Source organism: Wolbachia endosymbiont of Nomada ferruginata, assembly GCF_001675785.1.
Classification (GTDB): Bacteria; Pseudomonadota; Alphaproteobacteria; order Rickettsiales; family Anaplasmataceae; genus Wolbachia; species Wolbachia pipientis.
On the sequence record NZ_LYUY01000001.1, the window covers coordinates 1 to 13247 of the forward strand.

The window sequence follows — 13247 nt, forward strand, 5'->3', positions numbered from 1 at the left end:
ATTTACTAAACAGAAAAAAAGGCAAAAGAAACCCTAGGGTAGCTAGTTATTCACTATCCATTTTTTAAGTTGGCGTTTTTTTATGTTTTAAACGCTTTATAAGCGCGTTTCAGCTTATGTAGGTAGAAGTTTTATAAAGACATAAGGTGCACATAGTGCAAAAAATTAAACATGAGACGCCAGATACGTGAGTTTTTTTGTCATTTAATCTGTACAGAGAAGATAAATAAATAGCTTCAGTTTCATGATAAGGGGGCTGGCGGAGTTTGTCAAGGAAGTTTTTGTTTCTATTGAATGACAGTTGTAACCTACGAAAGAAGTCTGTTGTAATTTGTACGATATCTTTATAAAATGGTTCGCATAAGTTATCTAGCAGTGCAACTAAACAAATACAAAAATCAAAACGTCGCGGTTTTTGGTCTTGGTAAAACTGGTTTATCCGCCATTAACGCTCTAACAAAGAGTGGTGCAAGAATATATGCATGGGATGATCATGAAGAGCAAATAGCAAACGCAAAAATGATGTATAAAAAATGTAATTTTATTCATCCCAAGGAATATAATTGGCATGAGATCAGTGCATTGGTTTTAAGCCCTGGAGTGCCAACAGAGCCACATTGGATAGTAAAACTTGCAAGGAGATTTGATTGCAAAATAAAATCAGACATTGAGCTATTTCTTGAAGCTAAAACTATAAACCAGAAGGTAATAGGCGTCACAGGAACAAATGGTAAATCAACCACTACATCACTAATAGGGCACATATTAAAATCTGCAGGGAAAAAAGTAGCTATTGGTGGAAATTTAGGTGTTCCTGTTTTGGATCTAGAAAGAGATGCAGAAATTTATGTAATCGAACTCTCTTCTTTTCAATTGGAGTTGATGAATGAAATTAACGTGGACATTTCAGTACTGCTCAATATTACACCAGACCACATAGATAGGCATGGAAGTATGGAGAATTACATAGCAGCTAAATTAAAACTGATAAACGGTAGTGAGATTGCTGTGATAGGATGTGACAATGGGATTACCGCTGATATATTCAACAAATTCACTGGGAACAAAATTCCAATCTCAGTAACATATTCCCCGATGTCATTCCAGCGCGTGACGCTGGAATCCAGAAAAGAAAAACCATTGCCAACTACTCAGATGACAGAGGGTGGTGCAAGAGATCTAATATCATTGGCAGGTAACAATTTGCTTGATTATAGTGAACAGATTACTGGTATAGATCGAAATTATCTGGATCCCAGTGTCAGCTACTTGGATGACAAAAGGGGCACTGGGATCCAGAAGATCTCGTTAAAACTAGAGAATCATAGCTTATCAGTAAGCGACGTGAAAATAAACCTAATATCCAACGCAGAAAACATAGCAGCCACATATGCCGTATGTAAGGTACTTGGAGTAGATAGCAACACTATTATCAATGGAATCAAGTCCTTTTCAGGACTGAGGCATAGGAATGAACTGCTTGGCAAAATAAGAAATGTGTTTTTCGTGAACGATAGCAAAGCAACTAATGCAAAATCGAGCGAAAAGGCGATCTTATCTTATGAAAACATAAATTGGATCGCTGGTGGAAGAAGCAAAAAAGGTGGAATAGAATCATTAAGCAAGCATTTTACAAGGGTTAGAAAAGCTTTTCTTATTGGAGAATCAACCGAAGCTTTTGCAAATGTTATGGAGAATAAAGTAGATTATGTTAAATGTTGCAATCTAGAAGATGCATTCAGATTGGCTTTTGAAGAGGCCTTAAATAGCGCAGAAGAAGTAACAATATTACTTTCTCCCGCGTGTGCTTCTTTTGATCAATGGAAAAATTTCGAGGAACGTGGTGAAGCATTTTGTAGAATGTTTGAAAATCTCAGGTACAATCACACATGTTGTTTAGTATAATGCTACTGTGGAACAAAAGTTAATAATAGATAAGCTAATTAGGGTTATTCCATTTGAAGGGATAAGCGATGAAACCCTATTAAAGGTGTGTACAGACCTTAATCTAGCTAATAGCTTTTGCAAATTTCAGAATGGAATATATAGCGCTTTGGAGCACATAGCAGAGGACTTAAATAGCTCAATGGAAGCTGAATTAAGAAATTCTAATTTAGAAGATATGAAAGTGCGAGAGCGAGTAAAGTTAGCTATTCAAATACACCTTTCAAACTATGCTAAGCTACCGAATTATAGAGAACTTTTAAAAAATGTTTTATCATTCTCCGTATCACCAAAAAATACATATTTTTCTAGTAAACTTTTATACAGAACTATTAGTGCGATTTGGTATGGCATTCATGACCAATCAACAGATTTTAACTACTATACAAAAAGAGCAATATTAGCTGGAGTGTACTTAAGTACGATACTTTTTTTTATCAATGATTATTCAGAAGATTTTGCGGATACTTTATCGTTTCTTGATAACCGTATCAACAATGTCATGACATTTCAAAAATTCAAAACTCGCTTAAAAGGAATCATAGGAAATTTCTTATAAGCTATTGATTGTTGGTAGAAAAGTACTTGAGCACGATCCTGAAAAGGTTTGTGAAAATAAAAATATTCATGCTGATCATAAAGAACATTTAGTTTATCGTGAGGATAATAATGGTACAACAAAATACACCAGTTACGAAGAAAAAGAAAATAAATTTATTGAAGAAGCACATGAATATTTAATAGACTCTGAATTTAATAAAAATTTTGATCTAGGGCAGTACAGAATAAGTAATTTCTCCGGAAACTTGACGAAAATAGAACTGGAACTCATCAATGAAAAGTATATGCAAGTTCAAGTTAATAGAGAAAGAAAAATTATTCTCGCTATACCGTAAATACGTTCCAAAATTACGCTAAAATTTTCGTTGCATTGAAAATCTTCATTTTTTTTGATCTCTAGAATTATCAATGCATCATCACTTAACCAGCCTGAGTTAGCTAGTCCATTCAACGTTGATTCAACTAGATTGCTATTGTAAGGTGGGTCTATAAAAACTATGTCACATTTTGAAATAGGTTGTGGTAAGCAGTTAGCACTGCAGCAAATTAGCGTAACATTGTCCGTAATTCCAAAATCTTCTGCTGTTTTTTTAGGCAATTGCAAATTGTAATAATCTGAATCTACCATAAATGCATGTTTAGCGCCGCGAGAAAGCGCTTCAAATGAAAAAGAACCACTACCACAGAATAAATCAAGTACATTCAAGTTATAAATAGGTTTTCTTGAAGAAAGCATATTAAATATTGCTTCTCGGACAATACTCATAGTTGGCCGTGCAGCTAAATGCTTACCTGTAGTTATTTTTCTTCCGCGATATTTGCCTGCAATGATGCGTAGCATATTAAATAAGCTCCAAAATAATTAATTATTTATACTATATGATTAATGTCAATATGGCTTTAGCAGTTTAATAGAGAGAAGCTATCGAGTCGCTTGTAAGAAAAACACAAACACAAGACTCATCAGTTATCTTTTTCTGATTTGCCTGCTGCATTAATTGCTTGACCAATCTCATCTTGTAAATCATCATGATCATTTTTTTCATCATGATTTAGCCCTTCAATTCTGCTTTCTAACTCTAACTTAATTATAGTATTGATTTTATCTATATTATCAAGAAAGCCTCTACATTCTTCTTCACTATACTCTTCACCAGATGCTTTTTTTTCAATAAATAGGTTTTTAAATCCTGCTAGATCAGAATTCTGATCGGTATTTAGTACAACATTTCTCTCTATGAAGCTAAGATCTGACAGCAGTAAGCTAACCTCTAACAGATCTTCACTTTTCACGCTTTTAAGGTCTTCAAGACTTTCTAAAATACTAAACACCTTAATCCTTTCTTGTACAATCTCTTTGTCTTCCTTATCAAATTCAGACAATAAACTATGATTATCTACAAATTTCTCACTCAAAGCTTTATTCAATTTAGCAAAATTGACATCCTTGTCAAGTGATGTGTTATCCCGCAACAAGTCTACCCTTGCCCTACGCGCATTTAAAATGTCGTCGTAGTCATTTAACTTTATGTTGCCATCTTTGTCTTGCTGCAATTTATAATAATCAAGGCCTTTGAAATTTTTATTAGTCTTCATCTTCAATCCTCTTCTCATCTCCTTTTGCATCTGGTTTCCTCATTGGTTCCGGTAATTTCCTTTTACTGTCTTCTCGATTTCTTTTTTCCTCTCTGTCAGCACGTTTTTTTATAGCTTCCTGGGTATTCATTTCAAAAAGTGCCTTAACGTACTCTTCTGGATTTTTTGGTTCTTTAAATAAAGGCTTAAGATTATAAACTTCGTCTTTTCAATCTCTTTCTTCTTTTCTTCTAGCTCTTTCAGCACGTTTTTCTACAGCTTCTGGAGTGTTCATTTCAAAAAGTGGTGGGCCTTTTGGTTCCGTGCCTAAATTTCGTGTCACTTCATTTGATTGATCAGGCTTATCTTCTTCTGTTGGCTGATCATGCTGTAGTTGATTAGGCTTGTCTTCTTGTTCTGTGCTTAGTTCTCGTACTACCTTATCTGGCTGACCTCCCCCTCGTAGTTGAAGAGGGTCGCCTTCTTCTAGTGGCTGATCATGGTTATCTCTTACTAGTTCCGTGCCTAACTCTCGTTCTACCTTATTTGATTGATCAGGATTGTCTTTTTCTGGTTCTCTCTTACGGCCGATAGTGTAATCATGAAGCTTCTCTAAGAAATCTCGCCTATATTCTTTTGCTCTATAGAGTAGGTTATGATCATAGCCATGCTTTCCTATAGAGTCAAGGCCATGCTCCCAAGTAAATTTCATAGCATCTTCTATTGTATAGCCCAAATGTGATCCTACGTATCCTTTATAATAATCTAAATATTTACCGATCCTTCTGTGTGTAATATCTTCCTTATCAACTCCAAATGCCCTGTAAATTTTTTCCTCGAGCTTATCAACATCATTTTCAGGCGATGTTGCAAACTTTGTTGCTTCAATAGTAGCATCTACAAATTTACGTGGCACATCAATAGCGTATTTCAGCACTCCTCCAACTCTTGGTACTCTCCCCAGCAGATTAGCTGCACCTCCGGCTAATCTATCCGGTAAATGAGTAGCCCAACTGCCTAAAGACTCAAATCCTCTACCAGCAAAATTTTGCCACTGCTGTTTGAATCCTTCCATTATACCAGTCAAAGGCGATGCCTGATACATACTAGATATATTGTAAACGCTGAATCCACCACCAGCGATACTTGAGCCCATTTGTTGTACGAACGTGCGTAAGGAGAACATTAAAAATGAAAGCAAGAATAGTATAAAGATTTCCCCTGCATTGATTAAATAACCTCTCTGTATGTCTTGCACCCTTTGGTAATCGCTATTTTCTTGATAATTTTTGCAATCCTCACAATCTTTACATTTCTGACAGTATTCACTGTTGGGATCCTTATATAAATCATGAAATTTCAGTATTCTACAACCTTGTTTTTCTACCGCACTCCGCACTAAAGATCTTATTTCATTAATTATTTCCCTATAACTATTGCATTTATTTATATCTTGACAGTAGCGTTTTATTATTTCACTAACATCACCTATCCTTTTCTCTATATTGTTGATCAGTAATATAATGTCAGCCCTCTCTGATGCATGGGATAAACTATTTGTTAAGCGTACTAGATCTTTTGCACTGCAGCCATTACTAACTACCATATCACTTTCTGCAATATAGTGGTCTGCTGGATTATCTTTAGTTCCAGGCATTGGATTAAAGAAAGGATAATCTATATAACGAAACCCTTTTATATGTTCACCATTTTTATCTTTAGGGTAATCCGGTGGAAGCGGGATATATCCAGCGCCTCCAGTAAATTTTATTGTACCACCTTCTCTGCTTATCTTTTCTATACCTTCTATACTTTTATCTATGTTAAGAGAAGAAGCTTCTCCAAGAGTGTAAGGTACAAAAATTTGCCCTGGGGTCCAACCAAAGTACTGCTTATCAACGATACAAAAACCGCCAAACACCCATTTTGGAGCACATAACTTTACCTCGAACCATTTATTGTAGCATACAGTAAAACCTAGTTGTCTATAAAAGGTGTTCATTATAATAGCAGCCAGCAATGACAGCAGGGTAAATATCATAATCGACTGTAAACAAAAGCTTATACAGAATTTTATCCAACCTTCAAATAGACTTTTCAGCGGTGAAAATAAAATAGAGATCAGGAACAGTGGCATGATAGCTATAAGAAAAGCTATACCCATAAAGCCAGAGAGAAATATTATGTAAGCATACAAGCACAACAAGAAGTATAGCACAATCCCTATGAAAATTGCCGGTATCATAAGAAGGCTTGCCCACATTTGGTAATGTAAAAACGCTGTAAACTTTTTCCAAACAGAATAAGCAAAAAATTTATTGAACATGTCCTCCATGAAGCTAAACAACTTAGCTTCATCTCCTTGAGCAATAATTCCGGTGTTCATGTTGGGAGCAAAGTTAGTAATTACACTTATCAATTGTTCAAGACCTTTAACGAATAAAACAAGAAAATGATCATAGAAAAATCTAAAACTTCCAGGAGATATAAGCACTATTACTAGAGTGATTTTCATCATTCTGATGAGCATATCATGCTTAGTTTCTCGTATCATGCCAAAAAGATAAAGAAACGATGAAATCATTACAAATAGAACAAGCAAGGAAAGAACAAAATTGTGAAAGCTCGTACTTTTTTCAGCTATATTTTCGAACATAGCTTGTGCAACTGCAGGATCATTGCTATTAAAATGTTCTTTGCAATTTTCGTTAATCAATAATACACATTTTAGATAGTTATAAATGTAATCAAAAAACCCAAAACTACTTGGCTGCTGCACTCCACTTAAGAACTCAAAAGAGTAGCCACCTACATTATCTAAGTAATATCTATCTAATATTTTTACATATATTTTCCATCCCTTTTTTAATTTCACCGGGTTACAATTTCTGTCTTTTAATTTAGTGCTATCTCTGTCTAAAGTAAAAAGACCGCTCCCATTTTCTGCCACGGAGTTGTAACCTAGATGTACAGTAGGATATTGAGGATCGCGCATTAACTTTAGATTTTCGTTAGGATCATCTTTCCCCGTTTGAAACAAAAGATAAGCACCATGACCATTGGTAAACCAACATGGAGCACCACGTGATACTGTATTTGCGCTATCATCTTCATTAATGCACTTGCAATTTACAGTGCAACTTGTATCAGACTTACTTGAAAATTTTTGTATGCTAGGTTTATAATCATTACAAACTAAGTGAAAATTAGGTAAACTATTATCACTTTGTTTACCTTCAAATTTAGTTGCATATTTTAACTGCTCCAAGCTTTGTAAGGTATAACTGCCTTTTTTAGATTCCTTCTTGTTATTATTACTCCAAGATGTCCATGCACCATTTACTCGCACTATTAAGCTATCTCCATTGGTTTCTAATCCAGTATCTTTCCACTTCACCACTTGGTTATGGTGAAAACCAGAATTAATTTCACCAGTGTCAGGATCAATAACGCTTTCATCTTCACCTTCTGGAATAAAAGCATCATGATCGCTTGAAAAATGAGCGCTTACTGCAATAGGTTCAGGACCAAAATAGTCAGCAGATATGCACCTTGGAAAAGGCATATCGTTCTTACTACAACCTGTGATCAGCACATAAGCTGCAAGAAGTAATACCCTAAACCAACATTTGCCTAAGCGTGATTGCATATCTAAACTTTTTCCAAATACAGAATAAATTTCTAAAACTTTACTTAAAATATCTTTTTAATTAGTTACTCCATAACATCATTCATATCTTACTTCTCTCCATTTCCTTCCTTGTTTTTAACTTTATCACTAGGATCACTTCTTATTGTTTCATCAGGATTTTTTTGCTGACCTGATTGTTTTGGTGCTTCAGGTTTAGAGCTCCCCCTCTCCTTTTTATCAGGACCTTCTTGCTTACCTGATTGTTCTGGTATTTCAGATTTAGGGCTCATGGAATTATCCTTCACGTCAACTTCCGTCCGATCTTTACCCACTTGTTGCCTAATGTTCTGTATAATACCTTGGGTCTTATCATCAAGGCCAACGGTGGACAGCATAGCTTGCGATGCGCTCTTAGCAACTTGACCAACACCGCCAGTAACTCCATAACCAGAGCTAAATAGTGTTTGTACCATAGTTTCCGATATAGAAACAAAAGCTTCCATTGCACCGGCAATAATGAGGTATATAAACGCCTGGATTAGGTCTATAGGTAATGCTGCAAAGTGTCCACCAGCCCTTTCTCCGGTACTGAGTGCAACATCAACGCTAGTGCCAGGACTGTATCCAAGAGGCAGTATTGATTTCATCAAGCACAGATCATACGATAAGAAATTTACGCTAATTAAACATTGATAGCATGCAGAAAAATTTGTGAGGTTATATAAAACTGAATACATCAACTGATTTAAAAGAGATAAAAATGAAAATAAAATGACTGGTTCTAATGAAACATGAGCCAACGTTTTTATCCAATTATCAAACAAGGGTTTAGTCTTTTGAAATAGAATAAATACGATAAATAAAGGTGTTAATGACAGTAAAAACGCCACTAGAACAGTAGATATTACATATTTAAACGTAGCGCTAATAATGCATTTTAAGAACATAAAAGTAGCATAGAGTATTGCCAAAAATGCAATAAAGCCAAAAGGACCAGAGAGCATCAACGATAAAAACTTTAGCCAAGTTTCTGTTGTGAATAATACTCCTGCTGTCAAGTCTAAGAATGCAAATTTTCTCCCCCCTTCCCCTATATAGCCAGAAAAGCTATCAACTAAATAAGTGCTACCATCTATAAAAAGTCTGGATAAAGTTGTACCAAAAAGTTCCCAGCTTCTATCGCTAAAGGCAAAAGCTATAAATGCTATCTTGAACATTCTTACAATGAAATCAAATTTACTTAGCTGTATTGTTCCAAGCATATAGCCAACGACAGTAAATATAACGTATAGAGTAAGCAAAGCTTTTACTCCTTGAAGAAGACCTCTTGCATATCCTTTGTATGAATCTTTAACGCTGTCCCCAATTACTTCTTCTTTTATAAATTTAAATACCCCGTTTACATTCGATGAAATAAAATCATTAATTTTTCTTTTGACAAATAAAGTTACACTATACTTATTGTTTTCGTAATATTTGCCATTTTTGTCCGTAATGTCATCTTTCTCTACGTTGCTTACATTGATGCCGAAATATATCTTCTTAGGTTTGCATTCATCTGTTATAGGTTTTTTGTCTTTGCATTCATCTGTTAAAAGACCTCCATCTATTATATAATATACCTTATCCTTTGTTTTATCTAAGTGCTCTACTTTTTTGAAATCATTAGTCTTTGGAGCAGATGGATCCCCTGGCGGGTTATCACCCAAATACACATACAGTTTTTTGCCATTGATATATTCACACGATCTAGTCACTTTAACATGGTACCCACCTCTATTAGCTCCATAGTGACCATAATCTGCAATGGCAAGCATCACACTGCTACCAGGTGTTACACTTCCTATTGGATAGTCATGATTTAATTTTAAGGAAAAATCTTCAAAATTATCACTGATTTTTGAGCATACTAGTTTATCATTTTTCTCCTTTCCTGCTCCTCCTCTTTTTGGAAGACATTGAATACCTTTAGCATCGCCCTTCATATCATTACGCTTGCCTTCAGAAATACTTGCATCACCTGGATCGCTTATTTTTGCAACAAGAGCCTCAGCCCAAGATTTATCATCTTCAGTAAAACTACCTGCTTTAACATTCCCTTCCATTTTTTCTAGATAAGAATACATATCACATTTATTTCCTTTATCGTACTTCTTATACCTTATAGAGGAGACACAGTTCCGTTCTCCTGCTTGACCTAAACCATAGTTCCATATACCCTTCTCAGTATAGCATATATTTTGATGGTAACAGTTAAGCTCATAGGAGGAGTACTTTTTTCTCTCATCAAGACTACAGTTTTTTCCATCACATAACTCGTTCAATCCTATTTTAGCGCGGCGTAAATCAAGTAGTGAACCATATACCCATGGTTCGTTGTCTTGAATATAACCTTTATTAAAATGCACCTTATTATCATATGGGGTATACCCATTGCCAACTAGCACTTTGCTTTCCTTTGCTTTTGTTTTATCAAGAGGTAAAAATTGTATTTTATTTTTTGTACCATCTTTACCATCACAAAAAAACTCTCCCCCCTGATGTACTTCACTCACTGTAGCTTTCTTATATACAGTTTCCTTACGGTCATTTTCTACAGCTTTATAACAATTGTCATCAAAATTGATGCCTTTCCCTTCTGGATTGTCGTAATCAATTGTTATTTTTCTGGGAACTAAGCTGAAGCTTAACTTGTCACCAGGATTTACTTTAATTCCAGTGTCCACATAACGTCTATTGCTGCCAAATCCTTTGCCACTACATAGTTCGTTTTTACTTTCATTAACACCATAATTGTTAGGTACACTATTAATATCCGCAGCCTTACTATAATTTGGTTCTGAGCCATCAGCACAAAAGCTAGCTGGCACAAGTACTTTCCTTGGATTTTTGTCTTCTTTAAAAGGGCAAAAATTTACTGATCCATCGAGGGTGAATTTGATTTTCTCACCCTGACTAATTACCTGACCAGAATCAACCCAATGAATTTTAACTCCTTTATCGGCTTTATGAACTGGAACATCCACGTTAACACTAGTGTTTCTGCTCTGTAACCCAGGCTCAACACAATCCATAGTACAACCAGTGATTGCAAGACACAGTATCAACAATAGTGATCTTTTACTTATCATTGCTGTCTTCCTTGTGGTATCTGAGGCGTTGACCTTTGAGTCCCTTGTGGTATTTGAGGTCTTGACGTACCTGACTGTTGAAAGGCATCTCCTCTTTCTCTTCTTTGAACGCTTTGTTCATCTAACCCTACTGTTCCCATTAAGCTTTGTTGATACTGTCTTCCAGGTTCGCTTGCTACATAAGCACCAAACAACGAGTCAGATATTGCCGAAGAAGCTTCAACTAAAGCTTTCATAGCGTGTCCCAAAATAACAAAAGCCATCATAGCGGTAATATTAGGTGTATATTTGGAAGCATAACCATAAAAAATACAAGGGTTAAAAATCTTTAGGTTAATATTAAGTATACATGTAGAGCAGACCTCAAAATCAAATACTGAATACACAATATAATCCATAACCTGACTTATCAGTGATATAAAAATTAAAAGGACCACTGGATGAATTGCAAATCTTGCTAAATTTTTAACCCAGTTTTGAAACATCTGCCTAGTATACGCAAATAAAAGACAAATAATAAAAATAGGTGCTAAAGAAAGTAATAACGCAACTATTGCTATAGATGTAATAAAAGAAAATAAGGCATTAAAAATAGATAAGCTCACTGTGATTAAACCCCAAATCACCAAGCAAAAAGATACAATGCCCAAAGGGCCAGAAAATATAAGAGATACTATTAACAATACTGAATGCGATGACAAGAACCTATTGAGCGGCAAATCAAGAAACTCAAAAACATTTGAAGTAGTGCCTCTAAAATTTGCTATTTCTATTAGTTGTTTTGGAGTGTTAATAAATATAGAGAATGCGTTGTTATAAAAAAAGTCCCAGCTATTATCCTGCAATAGCTGGGCGATGATTCCTATCTTTACGCATATAATTAAAAACTCATATATAGAAATATGAGTTAATCCAAAAAAGTAATAAAGAGTATATAAGATTATATATAGTACTAATAGTGATATTATAGTAGATCTAATGGTATTTGTTCTGCTTGATTTTATAAAACTTTCGTAAAGAGACTTTACAGGACTAGTATCAGAGTGAATTGCGTTAGGGTCTTTATAATTAGAGCCGAAAAATGCAGTTTTCACTTTTTCATCAAAGAAATTATATATTGCACTAAAAGTTTTTGTAGGTGGCTCTTTAGTTGTTAGGTTAATACTAAACTGACCTTCATTTTTGTAATCGCAGCCATGGTCTCTTATTCCATAATATATGGTGCCTTTTTTTTCTTTTAACTTTTCCTTTAAGCCTTCCATGTACTCAGTATCATGAACTTTGCTGATATCTACAGATATATCCGCTTGGTTTTCACCAGGCTTATGCTCAGGAAGTTTGTCAGAGACGCTTATATACAAGCTATTTTCTAGACTGTGGTTCTTTGTTACTCTTATATTGAAACCACCTTTGTCATTTTGATCGTAGCAGTACTTGTCATTTCTACTACATAAACTAAAAATTAATCTTGGTGTTCGATAGTTATCTCTTATCTTGTGATCACAATTAGTGCATAAACCACCTTCTGGAATGTGTTCAAAATTCTCATTATCCATGTAAGCACGTAATAGTGTAATGTCAGTTTTTACCTGTTTTCCCTTTAATACGTTACTAATAATTTCAGCAACAACAGATTCACCACTAGAATTTAAAGCATTGAATAGCTCAATTTCTATATTATTATATTCAATATACACGCAATCCTCGCCTCTACGACCAGAAGAAAATTTACATATACGTCTACAGAGTGAATTTAAAATGTGCGTATCTATCTTACTTGCACTGCTCTCTGAAAGCTTGCTGCAATCTATATTTTCTCCTTGTTTTATAGAGTTAATAATATTTTCAATTTCCTTTTTTCTTTCATCTTGATCTAACTTCGAAAAATCTGAATCCCAGTACTCTCTTCCTCTCAACCATTGCACATCGCCTATTATATATTTATTAGGACATATCCCATCCTTGCCACCTTGGCATTTCTCTTGATTTAAAACATGTGCAAAATGTTCCGTTTCTTGCTCGCTACACTTTTCGTCGATTTTCAAATACCTGATTTTTGTCTCACTCTCTTTATCTTTACACACTTTACTTCCAATCACACTAAAGCTTATCGTATCGCCTTTTTTAAGTGCAAATGGTAATGCAACGTCATTTCTCCCAGGCCCAATTGCAAAATCTGCATACTGCTTAGGACAAAAATTAACCTTACTAGGCACTATATCAATCTCTGTTACTCTTATTCTATCTGAGATATTAACACCGGAATCAACCCACCTCTGCTCTGTTGACACTATATCTAGTTTTTCACGCAAACCTGATAAATTTTCTGGCTTAATACAGTGATGTTCCCCGCAGCCTGACAGAAAAAAAAACGGTATTATCAGCAAAAATTTTAGCATAAATCC

General features: G+C 34.9%; 8 protein-coding genes and 1 pseudogene. 3 read left to right on the top strand and 6 right to left on the bottom strand.

Features of this window, described 5'->3' with window-relative positions:
• The first annotated feature begins 351 nt into the window (after nucleotides 1–351).
• The 3 genes and pseudogenes from BA053_RS00005 to BA053_RS00015 form a co-directional block, all read left to right on the top strand.
• A complete protein-coding gene (locus BA053_RS00005; protein ID WP_065106632.1) occupies nucleotides 352–1905 on the top strand; it encodes a Mur ligase family protein in 1554 nt (517 codons plus the stop codon).
• A 7-nt stretch (nucleotides 1906–1912) separates the two neighbouring features.
• A complete protein-coding gene (locus BA053_RS00010) occupies nucleotides 1913–2503 on the top strand; it encodes a COQ9 family protein (RefSeq protein WP_065106633.1) in 591 nt (196 codons plus the stop codon).
• 22 nt (nucleotides 2504–2525) lie between these two features.
• Nucleotides 2526–2840, top strand: a pseudogene (locus BA053_RS00015) (hypothetical protein); the annotation flags it as partial.
• Here BA053_RS00015 and rsmD read toward each other — a convergent pair.
• From rsmD to BA053_RS00040, 6 genes are all read right to left on the bottom strand, one after another.
• Nucleotides 2798–3346, bottom strand: a complete 549-nt coding sequence (gene rsmD / locus BA053_RS00020; RefSeq protein ID WP_065094404.1) for a 16S rRNA (guanine(966)-N(2))-methyltransferase RsmD — start codon at nucleotides 3344–3346, stop codon at nucleotides 2798–2800. The pseudogene BA053_RS00015 and the gene rsmD sit on opposite strands and share 43 nt — an antisense overlap.
• A gap of 122 nt (nucleotides 3347–3468) precedes the next feature.
• Nucleotides 3469–4101 carry a WD_0853 family protein gene (locus BA053_RS00025; RefSeq protein WP_010082417.1) on the bottom strand — a complete coding sequence of 211 codons (633 nt, stop codon included), beginning with the start codon at nucleotides 4099–4101 and terminating at the stop codon, nucleotides 3469–3471.
• Nucleotides 4091–4231, bottom strand: a complete 141-nt coding sequence (locus BA053_RS07910; RefSeq protein WP_245611000.1) for a hypothetical protein — start codon at nucleotides 4229–4231, stop codon at nucleotides 4091–4093. Before BA053_RS07910 ends, BA053_RS00025 begins: the two co-directional genes overlap by 11 nt.
• Nucleotides 4232–4309: 78 nt before the next feature.
• On the bottom strand, nucleotides 4310–7729 hold the full coding sequence (locus BA053_RS00030; protein WP_245611531.1) for a TrbL/VirB6 family protein: 3420 nt from the start codon (nucleotides 7727–7729) through the stop codon (nucleotides 4310–4312).
• Between the two features lie 89 nt (nucleotides 7730–7818).
• Entirely contained in the window at nucleotides 7819–10842 is a 3024-nt protein-coding gene (locus BA053_RS00035; protein ID WP_065106634.1) for a TrbL/VirB6 family protein, read from the bottom strand.
• The gene (locus tag BA053_RS00040; protein WP_065094407.1) at nucleotides 10839–13241 is read right to left on the bottom strand and encodes a TrbL/VirB6 family protein; all 2403 of its coding nucleotides are present in this window, start codon (nucleotides 13239–13241) and stop codon (nucleotides 10839–10841) included. The genes BA053_RS00035 and BA053_RS00040 overlap by 4 nt, the downstream gene beginning before the upstream one ends.
• Between the last annotated feature and the right edge of the window lie 6 nt (nucleotides 13242–13247).

Coding starts and splice junctions, on each gene's coding strand:
- BA053_RS00005 (WP_065106632.1), top strand. CDS start 352: ATGGTTCGCATAAGTTATCTAGCAGTGCAACTAAACAAATACAAAAAT.
- rsmD (WP_065094404.1), bottom strand. CDS start 3,346: ATGCTACGCATCATTGCAGGCAAATATCGCGGAAGAAAAATAACTACA.
- BA053_RS00025 (WP_010082417.1), bottom strand. CDS start 4,101: ATGAAGACTAATAAAAATTTCAAAGGCCTTGATTATTATAAATTGCAG.
- BA053_RS07910 (WP_245611000.1), bottom strand. CDS start 4,231: ATGAATACCCAGGAAGCTATAAAAAAACGTGCTGACAGAGAGGAAAAA.
- BA053_RS00030 (WP_245611531.1), bottom strand. CDS start 7,729: ATGCAATCACGCTTAGGCAAATGTTGGTTTAGGGTATTACTTCTTGCA.
- BA053_RS00035 (WP_065106634.1), bottom strand. CDS start 10,842: ATGATAAGTAAAAGATCACTATTGTTGATACTGTGTCTTGCAATCACT.
- BA053_RS00040 (WP_065094407.1), bottom strand. CDS start 13,241: ATGCTAAAATTTTTGCTGATAATACCGTTTTTTTTTCTGTCAGGCTGC.